This window comes from Sulfuracidifex metallicus DSM 6482 = JCM 9184 (assembly GCA_032834875.1).
Taxonomy (GTDB): domain Archaea; phylum Thermoproteota; class Thermoprotei_A; order Sulfolobales; family Sulfolobaceae; genus Sulfuracidifex; species Sulfuracidifex metallicus.
Genome location: CP135238.1, coordinates 1,401,240 through 1,424,311, shown reverse-complemented (window position 1 = coordinate 1,424,311; position 23,072 = coordinate 1,401,240). Strand labels below are relative to the sequence as shown.

The window sequence follows — 23,072 nt, the reverse complement described above, 5'->3', positions numbered from 1 at the left end:
CCTTATAATCATATTTGATACCTCTTAAATATAATTAGTGAAGCTATAATAAAAATTATTCCAAGAATAAAGTCCACTAATGAACCGAAAACCGAGAAGCCAAGAAAAGAGACGTTACCTGTGATATAATACCCCAACAGTGGAATGTAAGGGTTCATGGGAGAAGTTACTAATATATCTTCCATATTTCTAGAGAGAATAAACTCGTATTCTCCAAGTCCCCCAAAAATAAACATCGAACCTAGAACAAATACTGAAAGAAGTGCAGTAGCGCCGGGAGATCTAACCTTTAAGATTGCGAGAAGTATAAATGCGGTTGAGAAAAAGTATCCAGCAGAGAAAACTCCTATTAAGTCCTCTACGATCCCACCAAGGGAGACTCCAAGACTCACCAAGTAAAGGAGAGTTGTAGATATCCACATTATATAAGGAATAACTATATCATTGAAAAGAAACAGAAGGAAAAGCCACGTTCTCTTTAGTGGCATCATGAGAAAAGACACTATCGAATTGTTAAATATATGATCTCCCAAAACGAATATAATGTTTCTAAGTGCTAATGCAAATGTCAAAGTCTCGGAAACGTTGATTATAGGAATTCCTGCCAGAACTAGGGCAAAAGGCCTGAAATCTCCTTGAGCCAAAAAGGCTGGGAAGAATATGTTTGTAGCTATCATAACTGGGACTATTAGCTGAAGGGTGGGATCTCTGTACCTTTCGTTAAAAATTATCTTGAACGTTCCTCCCAGTCTTTTCGAGAAAAGCATCATCTAAAGATGATCTTCTGATCATTATTATTTTTAGCTTAGCTTTATCTAGAACATCTACCACTTCTCGTATTCCGCCTATTACCTCTATATATGCACCTACGGCTTTAGCGTTAAAACTTGACAATAACTTCAGAGCTTCTTGAGGGTTATCCACTAATATGAGTAACTTGTTCTCAGAGTCCTCACCAATAAAGGTATTCATCAACGAAGATGCCACAATTTTGCCTTTATTTATCATTACCACGTGTGTTATTACTCGCTCTAGTTCTGATAATATATGTGATGAAATAAAAAAAGTAATCCCTCTTCTGTTTAGCTTAGTTATCAGGGAATTGAACTCGTTTCTAGCATTAGGATCTAAATTTGCTGTAGGCTCATCGGCTATGATTAGTTCCGGGTCGTTAAGCATGGCAGAAGCAAGCTGAACTTTCTGTTTGTAACCTGCCGATAATTCGCTCAGTTTCTTCTTTCTAAATTTACATAATTCAAACTCTTGGATTACGTTCTCTGGATCTAATTTGTCGAAGAGAGATGCAGTATCGTAAAGGTAATCTTCTACTGTATTAAGTTGAGGAAAATATAACTTATCAAAAATCACGCTCATTCTACTCCTTACTTCGGGGTTGTCCCAAGGATTCATGCCCAATACTTTTATGTCTCCTGCGTCAGCTTTCAGAAGTCCTGAAAGCACTTTAATAGTAGTAGTCTTTCCTGATCCATTAGGACCTATAAAGCCAGTTATAGATCCCTTTTCTACAGAGAAAGATATTCCGTTAAGAGCAACGTATTTACCGAACCGCTTTGTCATACCTTTTACTCCAATAACGTATTCCAACGATACTTCTTTTATCTAGAATAAATTATAAACATTTTTTAATGAAGTATCTGCTAAATGAACTGGAGAGAAAACTTAGAAATGCACAAGAAGGCGGACTAATAATCCTACCTTTAAGCCAACGAGTTGAAGAGGAAATAAAGGAAAGGGTGAAAGGTAGATTTGAGCTTTTAAGAGAATACTACGGAAACGTAAGCAAACCTGATAGCACACTCGTCATAAATCCATCTAGTTCACCATCTCTATTAGTCCAGCTGAAGAGAGTAATTCTCTGGGAATCATCTGAGGAATATATGAGGAAAATGAGACTATCCTTCAAACTAACGAACATATCTGTAAGGAACATATCCCCTAGAATTGTCTCAAAGGAGAGGATTGAAATAATTAGCAAAGTGTATGATAAGTTTAGATACCCTGTGATCCCCCCCAATGAGGAAGAGGGGAGGCTACTGTCAGAAAGAGGAGTCGAAGTAGTGAATAGAATTCAGGATTTGAAGTATAATAAAGTAATACTTGCCAGACAGCTAAAGGAGGCAGCTTATATTCTATTAAGGTCTAAGGTAATTGATTCAGGACATCTTGTTGACCTCACTGAGACTAGCAACATGAATGAGGACTGGGAAAAGGTCAGAATGGCGGAGGCTGGAGTTTACGGAGCTCCGTCAATTGAAGAAATGAACGGATTTAGACCTTCCTCTTATCCTGCTAAAACTAAGATGGACATGGAAGGAAAGGAAAAAGAAGTAATAATCACTCCTAGAAAAGGGATACCTCAGATTAAACTTATAAAAAATAATATTTATATAGGTAGCATCAAATTATTTGAATATTTTACAGAATTTAATAAAATATCAATAAAGGGAAGAAGGCTGTTTTCGTTCGACAGTAAGGACATAAAGAGTTTACTAAGAATAACGATGAGCAGGGATACGGTCCCTTTTCCGACTCTAACTAAGGACTGTGAGACAATTCTAAAGAATAGGACTTTATGTACTCGAATATCTGCAGAGCTGGCGTTGACCTTTCTATCTTTAAAGACAGAGAGAAGAGACCTTTACGCTGAGGTGTCTAAAACTATACGTAGAGACGTAATCAGGGAAATATTAAATGGAAACAAAAAGAAATATGAGATGACCTACTTGGGGAAAAAATTCTTCCTTGTTTTGGAACCTGAAGGTGAAATGTATATATCATTAAGGGGAGAATGTGAGGGAGGGCGAAGCCTAAAGTCCAAGATAAAAGCAACATCAATTATTTCTACAACTGTAAAATCTAGAAAGATAATAACGCAATGGATAAGATCCAACTTAAGATTAAACGAATGAGAAACTTTGCAGGTTATAATTAATAAAAAGTTCAATATATTTATATATTTTCAGCATGACTATCTGGTGATTAAAACTAATTTACCTTTAAATTCAGATGATATACTATTAACGTCCACGTCATAAAGACATGGGTCTTCCAGAAAGGCAATGGAGCTCTCCTCTGTATTTTTGATGAAGAAGTTCAAAATTGCTTGGTTTATCACTTCAGGCTCACAATTATAGACTGGCATGTCATCACATAGAACCTCCTGTTCTCCTACATGAATTCTCCTTCCAAGAACTAGATCAGAGTAGCCCGGGGGTAACACAATAGAGTTTATAAAGTCTGCTATTAGTCCCAACGTTTTAGGTATGCCGCTAGATCTTTCAAATTGTAAGACAGTAAATCTGTTAAAAGCTGAAAATAATCCAACTCTACAAGATGGAATAAAATAAGGCTTTAATTTCTCTAAGGATTGACTATAAAATGCATCTACTGCAACTGAAGAAGAAACTCCTGAAGATAGAATCTCTGGCCTTTCTATTGGACTAGTTTTAACCGCGACGTCTGAGCCGTTAACCTTTCCTTCTACCACGAATTTTCCAGTACTTATTTGAAAGGAAAAATCGAAATTGAACTTGCTCATCTCCAACTCCTGAGAAAGTAGCCTAGAATATGTCTGCTGGAAGATCGAAAACCAACTATCTACTGGATCACTTGGATTAAGCCTACCGTACAACCTCGGCATAGAAAACGTTACTTTATTTAAATAGAAAAGAATTCTAGCATTATATCTCCTTGTCTTTCCCCTAATTTTAGTTATCTTATTGTTTGTATCAAGTTCAAACGAATCATCGGCGTGCTTTATTATGAAGTTCAAGGCAACAATATATTAAAGTTGAACCTTTTATCTTATTGTTTTACACCTTACCTCTGCAATTAGCGTCACGAACTAACTCCATGGGACGTTATTTACGAAGGAATCTTTAATTAAGGGTTCCCACCATGTTCTATTCTTCAGATACCAATTAACGGTTCTTTCTAATCCCTCGTCTATTGACATTGTAGTGTAGGAAAGGGATGGCTTCATTTTATAAAATCTGTCGTGTCCAGGCCTGTCTTTGACAAATTTCTTCTTAACCTCTTTTCCCATTATTCTTCCAATTTTATCTATTAATTCTATGTTCGTAATACCATGCCCTCCAGGAATGTTGTAAATTCTCCCTCTTTCACCAGTCTCGGCAACTTTCTTTATGAGCTCTACAGTGTCTTCTACAAATATCCAATCCCTCATTTGTTTCCCATCACCGTAAACGGGAACCTCCTTACCCAAAAGGGTCATTATTATAGTCTTTGGTATCAACTTCTCAGGAAACTGTCTTGGACCATAATTATTAGAGGGTCTTATTATCATAGCGTCCATAGAGTAGGTTCTAACGTAAGATAACACAAACATGTCTGCAGATGCCTTAGATGCAGAGTAAGGTGACGAAGGCCTCAATGGAGAATTCTCATCAGCTTCGTTGTCCCCATAAACCTCATCTGTTGATATGTGGACTAGCCTGATTCCTTTTTCCCTTGCGATCTGTAAAAGATTTACGACACCGAAAACGTTCGATTCTAAAAAGGGCCTAGGATCCACTATAGATCTATCCACATGAGTTTCGGCTGCGAAGTTAACTATTACGTCTACCTTATATTCGTCGACGACCTTCTTAACTTCATCATAATTAGAGATGTTGCCTTTTATAAAGACGTGATCTACACCTTCCAAGTTTTCCTTTCTTCCAGCGTAAGTTAAAGCATCTAAAACCACAGGGTTTTCTACTTTTCTGATAAAAGCAGAACCTATGAACCCTGCACCTCCAGTTACTAGAAATTTCATATAGGATTAATGTAAAGTATTGCTTTATATTTCTGCTGAACTTCCGGGCTATAAAGTATATTTTACCCCCCGGTAAAATCTAGCCTTCACAGAAAATCTTTATCTCGTCTTAAAAACTAAAAATGGATAACGGAAAACAAGTCAATGAAAAGATGCGGAAAGTGAAAGATGAAGGATTAATGAATTAATTAACCCCACATTTGAAAACTCATCAATGGCTAAAATAAAGTTTCAGAACGGCAAATGGGATGTACCATCAAATCCCACTATTTTATACATTGAAGGGGATGGAATAGGACCTGAAATAACAAGGGCAGCAATGAAAGTCATAGATACCGCAGTTAGGGTAGCTTACTCGGGCTCTAGACAAATTGAATGGAAGGAAGTATTGGCTGGAGATAAAGCAAATCAGGAAAAAGGAGATAGATTCCCTCAAGAAACTAAAGATGCTATTGAGGAATATAGAGTAATACTAAAAGGACCCCTACAGACCCCTATAGGAAAGGGGTGGAAATCCGTAAATGTTGCTATAAGGCTAATGCTGGACCTTTACGCAAATATTAGGCCAGTTAGGTATATTAATGGAATTGAAAGTCCTTTGAAGAACGCAGAAAAGGTCGATATGATAATTTTCAGGGAAAACACTGACGACCTTTACAGAGGCATAGAGTATATCTATGATAGTAATGAAGCTAAAATGATAAGGCAGTTCATGAAGGATAAATTAAACGTGGAAATAGAGGAAGACACAGGCATAGGAATCAAGGTTATCAGTAGAGCTAAGACACAGAGAATTACTAGACTCGCGATGAGATATGCCGTAGAAAAGAAAAGGAAAAAGGTAACAATTATGCATAAGGGAAACGTGATGAAGTACACAGAGGGTGCATTCCGTGAGTGGGCCTACGAGACAATCCTAAAGGAATTCAGGGAAAATGCAGTAACAGAGGATGAAATGAGTCAAGGTGCGAAAGTAGAAGGAAAGGTAATTGTAAACGATAGAATAGCAGATAACATGTTCCAACAGATTATCCTTAGGCCCGATGAATACGACGTTATACTTGCACCTAACGTGAACGGGGATTACATATCTGACGCTGCTGGTGCCTTAGTGGGCAATATTGGAATGTTGGGTGGAGCCAACATAGGTGATGATGGAGGAATGTTTGAGGCAATTCATGGTACCGCGCCCAAATATGCTGGAAAGAACGTAGCTAATCCAACCGGAATAATAAGGGGAGGAGAACTAATGCTTAACTTCATGGGTTGGTATGAAGCATCAAACTTGATAGAGAAGGTGATAGAGAAGGTGATAGAGAAGAAAAAGGTAACCCAAGATATAGCTAGGTTTATGAACGTGAACCCACTATCAACTAGCGAATTCACTGACATACTATGTAAGGAAATGGAGACCCAAAGTTAGTGGTTTACTGTAAATTTCCTACGTTTCATAGGTGTTATGTTCCCTAATTCGTCCATTTACAATAAAATTCTAAAAAGATAAGATAATTGTTAAATAACTAGACGAAATTTGATAGTGCTATTTGGTATTACAATATATAAGGGGGAGACACACTAAAGCAACAATGTTCTTTTAACTAAAAATAAGCTAACTTACTACAATTTTGTATAATTAATAATTCCAGCACTAAGACGTTTGAGTTCCAAACGCTTAACATAAAATAAGAATCAGTTGAAATTCACGCTGTCTATAATACCCCTAGGTTTTTACGGTAAAAATATAGATAGAAACGTAGGAAATTTACAGTAAACTAAAAATCATCGTTATATTCCTTTGTTGGTTTGATATTACCAACATAGTCTATAACATGTATAATACCATTACTTGATCTTGAAACAATTTTAACATTAGAAACACTAGAAATCGTTGTGATCAGAGAGGCATTGAAGGGTGGTAAGGGTGAGGTTATAAAGGACCCAAAGGTTTTCATAGAGCCCCTTACTGCTTTCACAGAAATCCCTTTCAGGGAAGATATACTTAGAGATACTGCAATAGCAGTCCGTTACTTCGTTAAGAACAATGTTAAGTTCTCCACATTATTCCTAGGCCTGACTGGAACTGGAAAAACCTTTGTAGCCAAATATATGTACAATGAAATCGAAGAGGTAAGCAAAGAAGATCAAGAGTATAAAGGAGTTAAACAAGTATACGTTAATTGTAGGGAGGTAGGAGGGACCCCTCAGGCAGTACTTTCGGTAATTACTGAAAGGCTTACTAGTGGTATTGTTCCAAAGCATGGAATAAATTTGGGAGAATATATGGAGAAAATCAAAAACGTCATGAAAACGTGGAGGGCGTTAATATACCTTGACGAAGTTGACACCTTAGTTAAGAGAAGAGGAGGGGATATAGTTTTGTATCAGCTTCTTAGGTCAGACGCAAACATATCAGTGATCATGATAAGCAACGATATTAACGTTAGGGACTACATGGAACCTAGGGTTCTTTCGTCCTTAGGTCCTTCTGTAATCTTTAAACCCTACGATGCTGAACAGCTCAAATTCATATTATCGAAATATGCAGAATATGGTCTTCATTTGGGTACGTATAACGACGAAATTCTAGCATATATAGCAGCTATCTCGGCTAAGGAGCATGGAGATGCAAGGAAGGCAGTAAATCTGTTATTTAGGGCTGCACAATTAGCGTTAGGCTCAGGATTCATTAGAAAGGAGCATGTAGATAGAGCTATTGTTGAATATGAACAGGAAAGGCTTTTAGAGGCAGTTAAAGCGCTTCCTTTCCATTATAAGTTAGCATTAAGATCAGTGATAGAAGCTGAGGACGTTATGACAGCTCACAAAATATACACAGATATGTGCATGAAGTTAAAGCAGAGGCCTTTATCATATAGAAGGTTTTCCGACATTATATCTGAGCTGGACATGTTTGGAATAATCAAGATCAAGATCTTAAATAGAGGAAGAGCTGGTGGAGTTAAGAAATATGTTGAAGTAGAAGATAAGGAAAAGGTTATGAAAGCTCTAAATGAAACCTTTGAATATGAAGATGACGTGAGCCCCGATGATTTGGGAGAAAGTTAGAGAACTTGAAGAAAGGTTAGAACATATCAAAAAAGAGATTAATGAAATTGAGAAAGAACTGGCTTCTCTTCCCTCAGGGCATATAGATTCGAAGAAAGTTAATGATAACCAATATTATTATCTAAGGTACTGGGAGGATGGAAAGCTGAAGAGTAGATATATAGGTAAGGATGCCTCTGCAATAAAGGCTGAGTTAGAGAGGTCCGCCGAGTTAAGGCAGAAGCTGGCTAGACTGAAGGAAGAAGAGAGTAAGTTACAGAGAGCTTTAGATAAAGTAAATATGGCTGTAATCTCTATTCTTTTTTAATCTATATATTTCTCTAAGCTTAGTTTATATCGTTTAGTTTTATTGATTTGTAGCAAAAAAGATGTATCTAATTTAGTTATAGAGTGTAAATACTTTTAAGTTAATTAGTCTAAATGAGAGTCAGAGACTATGGTCTATCAATTCGTCTCAATTACTACTTCCTTAGACAACCTAGCTTCTAGTATAATAAATGCCATACCATCTATAATAGAATTTATTATCATTGTTCTAATAGGCTATATTGTAGCAAACATTGTTGCCTATTCTATAAGGGTATTTTTAGGTAGATTACCTCAGCAAGCCCACATTTCTATGAGCATAGATCTGGTTGCTGGAGCAATAAAGGCGTTAATTATCATCATAGCTCTGTCTATAGGTCTTGAAGTATTGAATTTACCTGCAGCATATACATATATTCAGCTTATAGCAAATTATTTACCTAAATTGGCTGGTGCTATATTACTATTAACCTTAGGAATAACTTTAGTAAACATTCTAACTGACTACATAAAAGGGCAGATCGGAAATACCTCAGACGAGTTCACCGGTGCTATAATAAACATACTAAGGTTTGGCTTCTACGGTATAATTATAACGCTAGCCTTGATACTGGCTATATTCAGCGTAATACCAGGAGTTAACCCATACATATTCTATAGTTTAATAATAGGTTCAATAATAATATATGCAGGCTTTACAATTATAGAGAAGGTCCTTCAAGGAATACCACAAACGCCAGAGTTCTCCTTCCTACCGGTATATGGAAAGTTCGTCCTCTACATTGCAGTTCTACTAATAGGTATAGCTATAATAGTTCAGCCATTTGCAAACGTTACCAGTATAATCAACACTATAGCTTGGGGAATAGCTATAGCTTTTGCAATAGCGCTTATACCTATTGTAGCATTTATAACCAAGAGGTTCCTCTCAGAAATAAAGTAATATGTTTTTTCTAAATAGATTAAAATATTTTATGTTTTTAAATTTGGATTGTAATTTTATATTAATTTTTTTACGACATATCAGCACTTAAAGGACTCCTCACATTTCAGCCTGGAGAATACTCTTCATCTAACAGTCATTTTTATACGAGGAAATAAGAATTTTATTCATGGCTAAGCTCTCAGAAGAAGAAATAAAAAGAAGATCAAAAGAATTATCTGAAGGTTGGAAAATAGAAGGTCAAAAATTAAAGAAGGAATTTAAGTTTACTGACTTTAAGGCATCAGTTGACTTCTTAAAGAGAATCCAACCAGTAGCAGATTCAATAAATCATCATCCAGATGTCTGTATCTATTATAACAAGGTGATTATAGAACTTACAACCCATGATGAGGGAGGAATTACTAATATGGACTTCGATCTTGCATTGAAAATAGATTCCCTTAGTAAGGTCTCATAACTTTACTATTCCAGTATTTTTTATATAGAAGAAAACTGGCTATTACCATTGGAATCAATAGCATAAGAATAGGAATTCTAAAGAATAGTAAAGATACCAATACACCGTAGGTTGGAGGTAGAACAGTAAACAATATGTTATTGTAAGCTATGAAATAGGAATTGGCTGCGCTTCTTTCTGCAGGAGTTGTAGCTCTAGATATCATTACTGTGGTCATTGGAAAGATGGATCCATGTGGTACTCCTAATATTAACATTCCAATTATCATTATCTCAAATGAGGGTGCAAGTGCGACAATACTCAGTCCTATTGCGGTAAGTAATATGCTGAATGCTAACGGTTTCTTTAAGAAATCGAACGGTCTTATTGACATAAGGAGTCTGGTGCTAAATGATACTAAGTAGAATGGAATGAAGATCGAATACGCCTCTGCTCTAGGAACGTTGAAAACTTCCTTGGCATAGATCGCGAAGAAGGTTGTGATTATTCCAAAAGGAACATTATATGTAGTTATAGCTAAAATTGCTGAAATCAAACCCTCGTTCTTTATAACCGACTTAAAAGCTGACGACTTATTGTCACTCTTTATGCTTTCAGGGAAGTTGAATTTCCACGATACCAGAAATAAAGGTAATGCTAAAGGCACGAATAATAGAAAGATATCATTGTAAGTAAATCTAGTAAGTAAGAAAGTTTCAATTACTGGTCCTATCACTAGGCTCAGGCTCAAGCTCATGGAATATATGTTTAGCAGTCTTTCAGAAGACCGTCTGTCTCCGGCCATAGAGGCAATAGTAATCAGATTAGGCAAAATAATGCCATATATAATGCCGAATATTATTGCATTAATCCATATTGTAATTGAATTTGATAGATAGAATGCTATTAGAAGAGGTATTGATATTCCAGACGCTGTTATGAAGAACTTCTTTCTCCTTGTAGAACTAAGGAACGGATTGATAACTGATGTAGATATAAAAGTAGCTACGAAACCTAACGCTGATAGCGCACCTACCTCAGAGTTAGTAAACAATAGTTGATACTTTGATACCAAAGGTACTGTAGTAGATATCATGTTATTTACGGATCTTGCAGATACTGTGGCTAGGATAACGATTATTATTAAGTAGATTGATGACCGCGTTCTATTCATAGCCTTACATAATAAGTAAATATCCTAAAAAGTTACTTGTTTAATTTTTTAGGTATAGAACTATTAGCGGAAGATTAGGATACCTTACTTTCTCTATATATTTTTTATCTCTACCTTCGTTTTTGACGTATGCTCTGTATTGTTAGTTTTGAAAATATATAAAGAAAGACGGTTTTCTATTTATAATGCCAATACTATATAGGTATAAGCCTATTTATACTTTATGTTATTTTTAGTAAATAATCTTTTTTAAGTTAAAGTAAGATATAGTTATCAGATAACTATGCCAAAACCGTATGTAGCTATAAACCAAGTTATTGTAAAGAACGAGCCTAAGACCTTTGAGATGTTTCAATCTGTGGGTCCTAAAGTATGTATGACAACAGCAAGGCACAAGGGATTTGTTGGATTTCAGAACCACATAGAAATAGGAGTAGTTCCAATGGGAACTAGGTATGGAGCAGCCAAGATGGATATGTTAAAAGAGAGCAGCACAATGGGTCTATATCAATATACCATGTGGAAGGACTGGAAGGATCATGAAGAAATGCATAAGCAAAACTGGAGCAGTTTGTTCAGACTTTGCTATTCATGTATGTCTCAGGTAGTTTGGGGACCGTGGGAGCCTCTTTATGAGATAACAATGGCTGATATGCCTCTAAACACTGAGATGACCGACTTTACTGTGATGGTAGGTCAAAAGTTTGCTTCTGGGGATGCATTATCTTTACCTCCAATATCACAACCTTACGGAAAGAGAGTTGTAACCTATGGAGAACATGTAGTAAAGGAGGGAATGGAGAAGGAATTTGAGGAGACATTGTCTAGACTATTACCAATGTTCAAGAGGGCTCCAGGATTCTTGGGATACATGGTTCTAAAGGAGATAGGAGCTTCTCCTCTAGGCAGCTTACAGCTATCTGCAAAGTCATGGCATCAGATGCTAGAGAGCGCGAATGGAATGGACGTTCCAGATCCAAACGGAAACTTCTCTCCAGAACAAGCAAGGAATAAGCCACAGAAATACGTAGTCCACATGGAATGGAGCAACACTGATGCAGCACAGTTTGGTCTAGGTAGAGTATTTCTATCTCCAGAATACAGAGAGATTCACGATCAGATAGTAGACACCTTAATCTACGGTCCATACATAAGAATACTGAACCCTGTGATGGAAGGTAGCTTCTGGAGAGAATACTTAAACGAAGTGAATCTACAGAAAGCTACTTGGTAAAAGTATTTTTCTTAGTTTAAATACTTTTTTTTAAAAAAATTAGTTCTTGATGACGTGCTCTTCGTTTAACTATTTGTTCTTGTCTTGTTATTATAGAGAGCGAAGATTTACTATAGTATTTTCTATGTCATATGAGTAAAAGTAAAAACCTAGATATCGTATTTTATATTATGGACAGCTTAGAGGAGGCAAGGTCGCAACTTAGGGAGGGTAATTTGAACTACGCATACAAGTTAATTACAGATGAAATTGAAAAGCGTGCATCTAAGGAGGCGTACGAAATATTAGGTGACGTTCTATTTGAAATGGGTAATTTCGAGGAAGCGTTGAACGCATATTCTAAGACTGATAATAACCTGAAGAAAGGGAAAGTCATGGTTAGCTTGGGCTTGTATAACGACGCCCTTTTAGAGTTGGGGGATTTGGATAATCAAGAGGCCCATAAACTGAGAGCTTTCTGTTTGCTTAAGCTCGAGAAATATGAGGAGGCTCTAAGTGAAGCAGAAAAATTTTCTGGTAGTGATCCTTTAATATTTAAAATTAAAGGAATATCTGAGTTCAAGCTCGGTTTGCTCTCGGATTCCATTAAAGATCTTTCAAGGGCATTATCCATGTATCACGACGATGCAGAATTATACTATTATAAGGCACTGGCAGAGGAAAAGCTGGGCGAGGACAAAATAGCTGAAAGAGACGCAGATATGGCAATAACCTTGAATCCCTACTATGCTGAAGTGTATCTTACCAAGGGTAGATTGATGGAATTACACGGTAAGGTGAACGAAGCTATCTCCCTATATGGTAAAGCAATTAGTTTGAGTCCTTCTATGAAGGAGGCTTATGTAAGAAGGGCTAAGGCATTCATGAAAATTGGTGATGAAGAGAAAGCAATGATAGATATAGAAAAAGTTAATCAGCTTGACGATAAAGAGAGCAAAGAAAAGGGAAATCCATTTAGTTAATATTCTATACATATTTTTCCATTCCACTACTTAACTTTCCATGAAAACCCCTGGCCAATCCTTCCTTTATTATTTCTATGTACTCTTTGGTAGGTTCCTTCTCTTCTTTGGAATCAGAAACATATGCCATTGCGTAATATTCTTTACCTTGAAGATCCTTTATGGGGAATATTTCCCTCTTATATTTTACCATATGTTCTTCTGCTCTATCTAAAGAATTTAGCTCATGTAGAAAGGTTTTTACATTATATCCATAAATCCTACCAAGTGGATCCTCTACTAAGTTGGCACAGAAACCGTATTTGCAAGACACACTAAATATCATCCTATATCCTTCTAGGATTGCAGGAAATTCGTTTATCACCTTTTTAACTCCTCGATCCTTTATTACATTTATGTTAGTATTTTCAGCGTAAGAAAAATAATTTACAATTTCAGGCATGCCACTCCACATGGAGTAGTTTCCAGATTCTATGAGCTCTCTTCCCTCAATATCCATGTTATATCTGTAGAGGAAAACGTTGTTCATTCTATATCTTCTTCTTTGATCAAAATAAACTGTCGTAGTTTCCCTAACATAAAGGTCGTCTGGACTTCCAGTAAATCCTTCAACTATGTCAAGTTCTTTAATTAAGCTATCATCAATTTCATAGACTTCGCCCCAAACTGTATTCTCACCCTTCACTATCCCTGGAAAGTTGACAAGGTCATACATGTTATATCCTTCTACATGTGCTAGTCCAACGAACCTTGATTTTCTTAAAAGATGATGGAGCTCAAAACCGTAACGAAATGTGCCATAAACGAACAGGAACATTATCTCTCAGTAGAAATCTCTATGTAATCAAGCCAAAAATCTATTTCTCCTTGGATTTCTCTTTCATTTAATCCATCTATAAGTTTACACGATTCTAAAATTGCAGTTTCGCCTTTAATTCTAAATGTTATTAAGTAAACTTTACTTAAATCACCATCTCCTCCAGCTTCCTCTAAGGTTGGGCTTTGAAAGGATATCATCAGCTTATCTTCTTCTATAGAATAGCTATAGGACGAGTTTCCCTTTAGAAAGTTAATTAGCTTGTCTAGTTTTATTTCCCTCAAATGCATCAGCCCTCTTAACTTTTAGTTTAAGTCCTTGTCTTTCAATTACGGTTACGGTTTCACCTTTATGGATCACCTCATCACTTATTGCTTCCCAAAGTTCTCCTTCCACGAGAACATATCCTACCTTTCCAGGGATTATGTCTTCCTCAACTTGGCCAATCTTTCCTACATAAGAATATATGTCACGATGCCTCGTTTTTAGAATCACATAAACTATTCTATAACTTAGAAATCCTATTAATGCTAAGCTAGGTAATGATACAATAGGGTCATAAATATAGCCGGTTATAACCAATGCAATAATTAAAATAAGTATAGCAATCACAGGAATAACTGCGGGATGTGACATAATTTTAATATAACGCAGGCTTAAATATAAACAATGCTATGGAGGAGAGCTGTTGCAATATTTATAATTGCTTCTATGCTGATTCCCCTTTCATCAGCTACTATAGTTAGCTCTCAGATTGGCAGTAGTTTTCCTATGGGAATTTCAACTTTTCCCCTTTCTGGAGTTTACTATACAAAAGAAGTAGAAGGAGTGATTAATGTTTCTAGCCTTCAAATCGGCGAGTCTTACTTACCCAACGGTCAGCCCTTTGAGATGGGAAATGCCTCTCTCCAGCTTAATGCCATGGTTGATGGTTTATATTGGGCTCAGGACGTAGCACTAATCTGTCAACAAACATCATCTACATTTAATATAAGATTTGTTGTGAACTATTGGAATTTAAGTGGTCCTTTTACATTAAAAGTCAATAACGCAACAGTCACTTCATTCCAGGGCTTAGGTGTTATATGTTACCTAAGTCCCAGTATATCTGCAACTATTCCCTTTAACTTGTCTCTATTTATGTTAGAGAATAGAACTGGTATCTCATTTGGATATGCTTACGATAATCATAGCGAAATATATTATTTTATTCCTATAAGTGGATCTTTTCAAATAGGGGGAACCTCTAAAATAGGTCTTCCTAATGACCTAGAGTTAGTATGGGGAGGTCCGGGAGGCGGGAGCGTAGTTAGCATACATATCAATGCATTATCGGAAATATTTTACAAACAAGGAAATAAAATGGTAATTCCTAATGAAACCTATTCCATAGGTTTCGATACGGGAGAGTCGGTTCAGGGAGTTAACGTAAACGCTGATTTATCTCATCTGTTCTCGCCTAAGGCTCAGGAGAAAACTGGAGCAGATAACCCAACCGTACTATGGCCTATACCCCCATCCATTTCTATAAATCAGCATAACTCTTCCGTCAACGTTACCGTTTATGTAAACGGAAAGCCAATTCCAGATCAGGAGATTGAAGTAGAAACAGGATTTCCTCCATCGCCTATAGCTAAAGCACTGACAAATCAAGACGGAATAGCGTCATTTACAAACATAACATCTTCCTTGTTCGTGGTATATTATCCTGGAAACTTTACTTTGTCATATAGCTATGCTATTTCTTCTCCTGCTCTAAATAGTGTATATTCATCCTTGACTTCTTACTATCATAAGCTTCTTAGTTTCCTTCAATCAGAGGAATATTCCTTTAAGAAGGGAATTACCTCGTTTTTCAATGATGGAAGATATGTGAGTCCTCCTTCGACTACTGTCAATTATCTTCTACTCGAATACATAGTCGCAATAGTAGTTGGCGTGGTAATTTCAGCCGTTTTAGTAAGACTTAAAACTTAGGAAAAATATAACATATAATATGTCTTCTTTGGATTTAGTTATAGGATTAGTTTTTCTGCTTGTTGTTATACTTGTCTTCGTTGCTCTTTCATTTAGGATAGTTAAAGAATGGGAAAAAGCGGTTGTGCTTAGACTAGGTAGACTTTTGGGGCTTAAAGGTCCAGGAATTATATTCCTTATTCCGTTTGTAGACAGACCTATTATAGTGGATTTAAGAATTAATAGCGTAGACGTTCCATCTCAATCCATAATAACGAAGGACAACGTTAGCGTTGCAATAGACGCGGTGGTTTATTATAAGGTAGTAGATGCTCAGAAGGCCATTACGACGGTGTTTAATTATAATGTTGCTGTTCTCAATCTAGCTCAGACATCTCTGAGGGATATAGCGGGTCAGATGGAGCTAGATGAAATATTAACTAAGAGAGAAAGTATAAATCTGAAACTGCAGGAGATACTTGATTCAATTACTGAAGGATGGGGAATAAAAGTAACGCAAGTTACTATAAGAGACATCAGAATATCACAGGATTTACTTTCCGCCATAGCTAAACAAGCCGAAGCAGAGAGGTTGAGACGTTCTAGAATAATAATAAGCGAAGGAGAGAAACAAGCTTCCACAATACTTGCTGATGCCTCAAAATCATATAGTGCTAACCCTGTAGCCCTTCAACTTAGGTTCCTGGAAACACTATCAGATGTATCTCAACGTGGAGGTTTAATAGTAGTAGTTCCCGCTGGAAGCGAGATCTATCCAACCTTAGGAACTGCATTAGCTTCATACGATCTCAAGAAAAACGGAGCTACAACTACTCCTACAAATAAATAGATCTTAATTGAATAAGTAAAAACTTTTTATTTTTTAATAATTGCTTTTTCCTAATCTCTTTAGAATTAAATCCTCTTTTTCCATATTTGACATAGTGAACAGATTGTAAAGGGATATTAACCTTTCGCTTTCCTTTTTAGACACGTTAGAGAGATCGTCAGCCAACTTGTTTAGTATAGTTATTTCCTTAACTTGACTTACCGCCCATCTATTTACGTAGATTAATTCCTTTCCTGGTTCTTCTTCCTTTAGATTCAGCATATCTATTCTCCCGATTGGCGAGGAGAAATCTTTCTGATAATAGTATGATATTAACTTGAGTCCGGCCTCTTGAAATTTTTCTTTATACATTTGGTAAGCATCTTCCAGAGATTTTAGGTCTTCTAGTTTTCTTTCGTGTTGAAAGAAAAGGTCCCATTCTATCGGTCCTATTGATAAAGGAGTATTGTAAATTTCTTTTTCCATTCTGTACTTCAGGAAAAGAAATGAAAGGAGGAAATTTTCTGTTGATTTAGATATTTGTTTCATTCCTCTGTTAGAGAAGTAATTTACAAGTAACCTTTGAGAAAACCTTTTAGATATTCCTATAACCATAGATTTTTCTCTTTTCTCTATTATTTTCATAGCTCTCATCTTAGTGTAATCTTCAAGGTCGGGAAAGCCATCTATATGAGAGTCTTGGTAATATACCGGAGGATCAATTAAAGGTCCATCAATCATTATAACATTAACGTCTTTGCATTTATCGAGAAGAGAAGTTTCTAACTGTAACATTAGGAGAATGGATTTATTTCCTACTATATTCTCGTCGTAATAATTGCTGGTTATTTTAAATTCCTGTTCTATTTCTGGAGGTATTTCCTTATTTCCTTTATCGTTCCCTCTAATTAGGACAGCCCTCGCTATAACGAAGATGTTGTCCTGCACCGGGACTATGTATCTACTTCCGTCTATTGCACAAGCATTGTGCGGAGGAGAGCTCTCTGAAATTTCAGTAAACTTGAAGTCTGCGTTTCCGTCTCTTATATCCTCGTAAGCAATTTCTATTGCAGTATTTAATTTTTCTCTATCTTTTATATTTCTTTCAGCGATTTCCTTAATCGACCTTACTATGTCTTCGCTCTTCATAACGAAATCTCCAGTTGAATTCCTTTTTCCACAAGCAGTTTAGATACTCTATTTACGTCTTCTAGATTTGTTTTGTTAACCCTTATCTTGCTGTCCTCAATCAGCTTTATCATTAACGTTAAAGCCCTCTCATCTAGACCTTTTTTCTTTATTTTATCTATTGTAATGGACTTGATATTACCTAAGTGTTCCTCTGCTTCCCTTTTCCTTAACGACAACTCATGAATGGAACTTGAATTTACGGTAAAGGTCATAACTTCTACATTCTCCTCTTCAAGGAATTGCAACAATATTCTTGCATAAACCTTAAGTAATTTATTTATTTCTTCAATTTTATTTTTAAGATTTACTCTGACGTTGTCGCTTGTGTACTCTATATCCTTTATTAATTCCATCAATTCGTGGTGGACATAGGAAATATCGTTCACTATTTGATCTGGATCCTTCTTGTTATATAACGACTTTATCTCGATAACTATTCTATTTAGACGCTCTGACAACCTATCGTTTCTATCTACCTCTTGAAGCTCAGTTAACATTTTCCTTGCCATAACTATTCCTTCAACGATTTCATTTAGCTTGAAATAGGATTGCTTCAATCTCTCAAGGGATTCTTTCATTCTGGCTAGTTCAGCTCTGATTGACTCTACGTTAAGTGTATCCTTGGTTTCCCTTAATTTAATATATAGATCTTCAGCCTTCAATCTCCTTCACCCTCTCTCTTATCTTTGATACTGTGTCTTCAATCTCTTGGGCAACCTTTGTTTTCTCTTCCTTTATTAAAGGAAGTTCTGGCATTGTTTTATTTAACGAATCTAGCAATACATCTATATCCTTAATTACCCTAGCGCTACCCTTGACTCCTTGAATCATATTGAAAATGTCAACTTTATTTAGGTAATCTATAATCGATGTTCTAACGCCATCAAGGACAGCATTAGTGAGATTAGCTATGAAGAGTCCCAGATGGATTGGCTGATCCTCATCCATGCCTATAGCTGAAACAACTTCGTCTAAGGATCTCTTGAACTCCTCACCCTTATTATTTTCGTAAATTTCCTTTAATGTATCGGAGATTTCTTTAGCTATATTTTTCATATTTCGTATTTTATTTAAGATTTCTTCAATTATTTTCTCCTCCTCAGTAGGCTCATTTATCCCTAAGAACTTTCTGGCTTTAACTAAAGTGTCAACTTTCTTCAATATCTGAATTTCGATCTCGTTATTCATCTTGTTTCTACTCTCCTCAGCTGTTGTACTTAACTTCGAGTAGATTGAGTTAAGAGCTATGTAAGACGCACAGAACCTTAAGTTGTTGACATTTTCCTTTGAGAGCATGCATAATTCCCTATATTTCTCCATAATGTTTCTCATTTCACTTAAACTTCTAATTCCAGCGTCCCTGCGTTTGGCCGTAATAAAATAATCGTCGTTCACTTCCTTTTTAGGAAGTTGATTTATTTTCTCAATAATAGCGTCAATGATCTTTTCCTTGTCCATTTTACTTATAAGTGAACCTGAGATTACTGAGACGTAAACTAGGAATAGTAGGCTCTGATCGTTCTTTGTTTGAAGTAGTTTAGCTATTGCATTCAGGAACTTTTCATCTGGAGACGTAGAAGAAGACGAGATGAAGAAGTTAACTAAAGGATTTACATAGTCGTCCATTCTTTGTTTCAAATATCCTGCCAATAAAGTAGAAATTTTATTAATTGTCTCACCGTAAAGATTACTATAGTCGAGGAAACCTTCCTTGCTTCTGATAATTTCGTTATCCGTTAGATAAGGGACAATTTCCTTCTCTAACACAGTCTCAGTTTCAAAGTCTTCTAAATGAAACTGTTTGGAGCCGAAGATCCTAAACTTCTGGTTTACTACCTCGTTGGTTTTCTCGAATATATCCTTCACTTCAGCTATGCCGTCTTCTGGGTAAAAGAGAATCCAATTGAAAGATTGTATTAGCCTCTTATTTATTGCTGGTAATTGAGGAATTATCAGTTTCTCATATGATTCGTTTATACACTTCTCTACATTTCTCTTAAGCTCACCTAATTTAATTTCCAACGCATCATATCTAATGTTGACGTTTTTCATGGTCTTCTTAGCGAAAAGCATATAGAGGAGTTGTCTCTTCATAGGCGTAGGCACGTCTATACGCATCATGGTTATAGAAAGGTTATTGGTAATCTTCACGAGTCTTTCAATGTCATCCATGTTATTTTCTACAAACTCGTTATTCATTAGCAAAAGTGAATGTATTATGTCCTGAGAAGATTTAATTTTTTCAATTATTTTCTCCATGTCCTGATGTGAAGTAGGCACGGCTAACATTAGGTTAATTTTCTTTTCACCTACGGTTAACTGAATTAACGTAGCTGGAAGGGATAATTGACCTCTCTCCTCAACTTTCCATTCTTGCTTGCCTATTTCTATGAAATTAATTATAGATTCTATCAATTTCTTGTTGTCGGTTAAGTTGTCGTTTACAAAACGCAGGGCCATATCTTTCATTTCCCTAGTTTTGAAATCCACTATCAAACCTCCTACGTTAGTATTAACTATCTTCTCGTAGAAGTCCCATCTCAATGCGTAAGCCTCTACGTTAGCTAAAGGAAGAACTTTTTCCTTGATTGCCTCTAATTCTTCAAAATCCGATATTATTCCTTCATAGACTAACTTTTCTAGCTCCTCGCTGATAAAAATATAAAGTGAATCTTCTATGTCTTTCCCCTTTTTTACTGTTAGAAGAAAATCTTCCAAGTTCTGTGCCACTTCACTATCGGACGTTACCTGGATCCACTTACTGTAAGGTACTAAGTTTCCCTTAACGAACATCCATTTTAAAGGTTCAACTATTTCGCTTTCGTCAATTCCAACTCTACACATCAACGACTTGTAAAGATTCTCCCTATCGCTCCTGTCTATTTCATCCTCTAGTCTGAGTAACTCCTTTTCTCTAACGGTTTCCTCTTCGTCGTTCAAGAAGCTCTTGGCAGGTCCTCTAGAAATCTCTTGGAAAGTATTCTCCACTGATGGAAAATTATCCATTATAACTTCGTTAATCAATCTAACGTATTTCCTCCTCTCTGGCTGGGTAACCCAGAAGGGAAGATCCATATATTTTAAATAAGAAATTAGGTCTTCCTCGTCGAATCCCCTTAACTTCATGGAACAATTCAGCATTAATAAAAACTCCAGCTTGGACGGGGTGTTGAGAGTAACCTTCTTTACTCTTTCTACCAGAGCTGGAAAAGTTTCTTGAAACATCAATTGAAGCTGTCCACCGACACTGAATATCTTGCTATAGGCGCTTGGAGTCATTGACAAGTAAATTATTGAGTTACCCTTGCTGTTAGCTAAGGTCTTTATATTAATCCAGAAATCTCTTATTTTTTCCTTATATTTTCCAAATATAGCCGAGTCTACTAAGTTTTCTACTTCATCTATAAGGAGAATTCCATCCCTATTGGGAATCCAGTTTTCCAGTACATTACTGAAGTTCTCCTTTATTACGGCAATGTTGGAGGAATTACTGTATTCCTTTATTATATCTAGAAAGAAAGATTTTCCTTGTCCCCAATCAGCAACTAAAGCAATAATTTCAGGGGACTCCCTCTCACTTTTAATTCGGTCTAACTCATGGTTTATGGTGCTAAAGAATTTCAGCTTATTTAAATATCTAACACTTGAAATGCATTTGAACAGAGAGAAAGCAGAACTGCTATCAGCTGCAGTCTCGCTAAGTCGCTTAGTCATAATATTCTAATCTGTAGTCAAAACTCTTTCAACTCTTTCTACACTGCCAGCGTATGACCCTAACCTAGAATCCCAAGGTATTCTCACAAGTACAGGACTTTTCATGGATGACATAAGTCCGTTGACTATAACGTATCCGGTCTCTAAAGAGGTGAGCGCGTGTGATAAAGATTCTGGCAGACCTCCAGAGGCAGACATGACATATCTTACATCTTCATGGTAAATTCTATGGAAGAAGAAAGTATTTAACATTGAAAGGACATATTTATCGATGAAGGCTGGCCTTTGGCTTACTAGTATTAAGGATAAACCGAACTTTCTTCCCTGCGTTGCTAAGGTAACTAAGACGTCCTTGGTTAAGTTGGCATTAACTGGATAATCGTTTGATGGAATGTAATTTTGTGCTTCTTCTATTATAAATATTATGAACCTCTGTGAACCACTATACTTAGTTCTTGTTAAGTAATTGTAAGTTATCCTAGAAACGTAGCTGACTATGAGTTGTTTTGTGGTGACGTCTATCCCAGGGGAAGCGTCAGCGGAAAAGTCTATTGTGGCTAAGCCTCTGCTTCTCCACATAAGTTCTAAAGTGTTTTCGGTCAACGATGCGTTTGGGCTAACCAAAGACAGCTTATTTACTACCTTGTTTTTAAATATCTCTAGGGCGCTCTGAACGCTTCTTGACGTGCTATAGTTGAATCCTAATTCCTTGTTAGACGATACCCCGTTAACTTCCTGTTTTAGGTTCTCCAAACCAGTAGTTGTTCCCAGCAGGAAGTTGAACTCCTTCTGGTCATGGAGTGATAGTACATATTCTAAAAAATTGGATTGAAGTGCATTTCCTCCTGTCTGACCATACTTGAGCGAAGTAATGAACTCAGCCAAGTCTCTAGGCGAAAACAGAGAAAGATCTATTGTAAGCCGTTGATCGTTAGGGAGGAGTGGATCCCTCAATACGTACCTCTTTATCCATTTTCGTCCTCTTAACATGTCAGAGTTGGTGTAAGTGAAGTCCGAATAATCTCCATTAGCATCAATTAATATTATAGGAAGTGCATCTTCTTTTTCTCCGATTTTTATATTTGAAAGGTTATATAAAAGATATCTCATATTGTAGCTCTTTCCGCTTCCAGTTTCGCCGAAAATTCCGGCGTGCATAGTTATTGAATTTAGGTCAAGCAAAAGCGGAATGCTAGACCCAGCTAGTCTGCCGTACTTAATGTAACCACAAAGTCCAGGTATTCCATAGAATTCAGGTAAATCTTCGTCCCTTATTTCAGGTAGTGTTCTTATCAACGAGCCAGGCTTTGGGGTTGAGTTATGACTGTACCTTCTTATAATGAAGAGGTTCGCCCTAGTTACCGTGCTTGAACTTAGTAGGTCATATATCTCGGAGGACTCAGTTAAAGGTCTTATCAGTTCAGAGTCCTCTGAGAAGAAATTGTTAATATATTCAAACGACTCAATTCTACCCAGCGATATCCTCTCGTTGTCCTGAATTACTAGTAATTGTCCCATGTTAACCTCGGCATCTTGGCTTAATATTCCCCTGACGGAATTACCGTCACCTTTCTGTAAGACTATTCCTATCGGTGGATTCTTTGTAAGTTCCATTAAGAAGTAAATCTATATCAGGTACATTT

At 36.5% G+C, this 23,072-nt stretch carries 22 protein-coding genes; 10 read left to right on the top strand and 12 right to left on the bottom strand.

Going from position 1 to position 23,072, the window contains the following annotated elements:
• Positions 1-8: 8 nt before the first annotated feature.
• Entirely contained in the window at positions 9-770 is a 762-nt protein-coding gene (locus tag RQ359_RS07835; protein WP_156017000.1) for a hypothetical protein, read from the bottom strand.
• Positions 721-1,605, bottom strand: coding sequence for an ABC transporter ATP-binding protein (locus RQ359_RS07830; RefSeq protein ID WP_240900128.1), 885 nt, complete (start codon positions 1,603-1,605; stop codon positions 721-723). Before RQ359_RS07830 ends, RQ359_RS07835 begins: the two co-directional genes overlap by 50 nt.
• A gap of 41 nt (positions 1,606-1,646) precedes the next feature.
• Between RQ359_RS07830 and RQ359_RS07825 the strand changes: the two genes are divergently transcribed.
• The gene (locus tag RQ359_RS07825; protein WP_054838267.1) at positions 1,647-2,930 is read left to right on the top strand and encodes a hypothetical protein; all 1,284 of its coding nucleotides are present in this window, start codon (positions 1,647-1,649) and stop codon (positions 2,928-2,930) included.
• Positions 2,931-2,989: 59 nt separating this feature from the next.
• On the opposite strand, the gene RQ359_RS07820 is transcribed toward RQ359_RS07825, so the two are convergent.
• Both RQ359_RS07820 and rfbB read right to left on the bottom strand, forming a co-directional pair.
• On the bottom strand, positions 2,990-3,793 hold the full coding sequence (locus RQ359_RS07820; protein ID WP_156017002.1) for a hypothetical protein: 804 nt from the start codon (positions 3,791-3,793) through the stop codon (positions 2,990-2,992).
• A gap of 72 nt (positions 3,794-3,865) precedes the next feature.
• Positions 3,866-4,798: a dTDP-glucose 4,6-dehydratase gene (gene rfbB, locus RQ359_RS07815; RefSeq protein ID WP_054838269.1), complete on the bottom strand. Its 933-nt coding sequence runs from the start codon at positions 4,796-4,798 to the stop codon at positions 3,866-3,868.
• A gap of 214 nt (positions 4,799-5,012) precedes the next feature.
• On the opposite strand from rfbB, the gene RQ359_RS07810 reads away from it, so the two are divergent.
• The 5 genes from RQ359_RS07810 to RQ359_RS07790 all read left to right on the top strand — a co-directional run bounded on the left by RQ359_RS07810 (position 5,013) and on the right by RQ359_RS07790 (position 9,573).
• Positions 5,013-6,221 carry an NADP-dependent isocitrate dehydrogenase gene (locus RQ359_RS07810; protein WP_156017004.1) on the top strand — a complete coding sequence of 403 codons (1,209 nt, stop codon included), beginning with the start codon at positions 5,013-5,015 and terminating at the stop codon, positions 6,219-6,221.
• Between the two features lie 461 nt (positions 6,222-6,682).
• A complete protein-coding gene (locus RQ359_RS07805) occupies positions 6,683-7,864 on the top strand; it encodes a Cdc6/Cdc18 family protein (RefSeq protein WP_054838270.1) in 1,182 nt (393 codons plus the stop codon).
• Positions 7,845-8,171, top strand: a complete 327-nt coding sequence (locus RQ359_RS07800) for a hypothetical protein (RefSeq protein WP_156017006.1) — start codon at positions 7,845-7,847, stop codon at positions 8,169-8,171. The genes RQ359_RS07805 and RQ359_RS07800 overlap by 20 nt, the downstream gene beginning before the upstream one ends.
• A gap of 129 nt (positions 8,172-8,300) precedes the next feature.
• Positions 8,301-9,113, top strand: coding sequence for a mechanosensitive ion channel family protein (locus tag RQ359_RS07795; RefSeq protein WP_054838271.1), 813 nt, complete (start codon positions 8,301-8,303; stop codon positions 9,111-9,113).
• Between the two features lie 169 nt (positions 9,114-9,282).
• Positions 9,283-9,573: a 4a-hydroxytetrahydrobiopterin dehydratase gene (locus RQ359_RS07790; RefSeq protein WP_054838272.1), complete on the top strand. Its 291-nt coding sequence runs from the start codon at positions 9,283-9,285 to the stop codon at positions 9,571-9,573.
• Here the strand turns inward: RQ359_RS07790 and RQ359_RS07785 are convergent.
• Positions 9,557-10,726: an MFS transporter gene (locus RQ359_RS07785; protein ID WP_457921157.1), complete on the bottom strand. Its 1,170-nt coding sequence runs from the start codon at positions 10,724-10,726 to the stop codon at positions 9,557-9,559. The genes RQ359_RS07790 and RQ359_RS07785 overlap by 17 nt on opposite strands.
• Before the next feature lie 283 nt (positions 10,727-11,009).
• Between RQ359_RS07785 and sor the strand changes: the two genes are divergently transcribed.
• Together sor and RQ359_RS07775 are read left to right on the top strand one after the other, a co-directional pair.
• Complete coding sequence (sor, locus tag RQ359_RS07780; protein WP_156017010.1) at positions 11,010-11,960, top strand: sulfur oxygenase/reductase; 951 nt, start codon at positions 11,010-11,012, stop codon at positions 11,958-11,960.
• Positions 11,961-12,130: 170 nt separating this feature from the next.
• Positions 12,131-12,922 carry a tetratricopeptide repeat protein gene (locus RQ359_RS07775; protein WP_162308993.1) on the top strand — a complete coding sequence of 264 codons (792 nt, stop codon included), beginning with the start codon at positions 12,131-12,133 and terminating at the stop codon, positions 12,920-12,922.
• A gap of 4 nt (positions 12,923-12,926) precedes the next feature.
• Here RQ359_RS07775 and RQ359_RS07770 read toward each other — a convergent pair whose 3' ends face one another.
• From RQ359_RS07770 to RQ359_RS07760, 3 genes are read right to left on the bottom strand one after another with little or no spacing between them, the layout of a single operon-like run.
• Positions 12,927-13,739, bottom strand: a complete 813-nt coding sequence (locus RQ359_RS07770) for a gamma-glutamylcyclotransferase (protein ID WP_054838275.1) — start codon at positions 13,737-13,739, stop codon at positions 12,927-12,929.
• Complete coding sequence (locus tag RQ359_RS07765; protein WP_054838276.1) at positions 13,739-14,023, bottom strand: hypothetical protein; 285 nt, start codon at positions 14,021-14,023, stop codon at positions 13,739-13,741. The genes RQ359_RS07770 and RQ359_RS07765 overlap by 1 nt, the downstream gene beginning before the upstream one ends.
• On the bottom strand, positions 13,992-14,375 hold the full coding sequence (locus RQ359_RS07760; protein ID WP_156017014.1) for an NfeD family protein: 384 nt from the start codon (positions 14,373-14,375) through the stop codon (positions 13,992-13,994). The genes RQ359_RS07765 and RQ359_RS07760 overlap by 32 nt, the downstream gene beginning before the upstream one ends.
• A 33-nt stretch (positions 14,376-14,408) precedes the next feature.
• Between RQ359_RS07760 and RQ359_RS07755 the strand changes: the two genes are divergently transcribed.
• Positions 14,409-15,716: a thermopsin family protease gene (locus RQ359_RS07755; protein WP_054838277.1), complete on the top strand. Its 1,308-nt coding sequence runs from the start codon at positions 14,409-14,411 to the stop codon at positions 15,714-15,716.
• 19 nt (positions 15,717-15,735) lie between these two features.
• Positions 15,736-16,545, top strand: a complete 810-nt coding sequence (locus tag RQ359_RS07750; protein WP_156017016.1) for a slipin family protein — start codon at positions 15,736-15,738, stop codon at positions 16,543-16,545.
• 33 nt (positions 16,546-16,578) lie between these two features.
• On the opposite strand, the gene RQ359_RS07745 is transcribed toward RQ359_RS07750, so the two are convergent.
• From RQ359_RS07745 to RQ359_RS07730, 4 genes are read right to left on the bottom strand one after another with little or no spacing between them, the layout of a single operon-like run.
• Positions 16,579-17,673 (bottom strand): DNA double-strand break repair nuclease NurA, encoded by a 1,095-nt coding sequence (locus RQ359_RS07745; protein WP_156017017.1) that lies wholly within the window; start codon positions 17,671-17,673, stop codon positions 16,579-16,581.
• Complete coding sequence (locus RQ359_RS07740) at positions 17,670-18,377, bottom strand: hypothetical protein (protein ID WP_156017020.1); 708 nt, start codon at positions 18,375-18,377, stop codon at positions 17,670-17,672. The genes RQ359_RS07745 and RQ359_RS07740 overlap by 4 nt, the downstream gene beginning before the upstream one ends.
• On the bottom strand, positions 18,367-21,429 hold the full coding sequence (locus tag RQ359_RS07735; protein WP_156017022.1) for a hypothetical protein: 3,063 nt from the start codon (positions 21,427-21,429) through the stop codon (positions 18,367-18,369). Before RQ359_RS07735 ends, RQ359_RS07740 begins: the two co-directional genes overlap by 11 nt.
• A 6-nt stretch (positions 21,430-21,435) precedes the next feature.
• The gene (locus RQ359_RS07730) at positions 21,436-23,043 is read right to left on the bottom strand and encodes an ATP-binding protein (RefSeq protein WP_054838282.1); all 1,608 of its coding nucleotides are present in this window, start codon (positions 23,041-23,043) and stop codon (positions 21,436-21,438) included.
• Between the last annotated feature and the right edge of the window lie 29 nt (positions 23,044-23,072).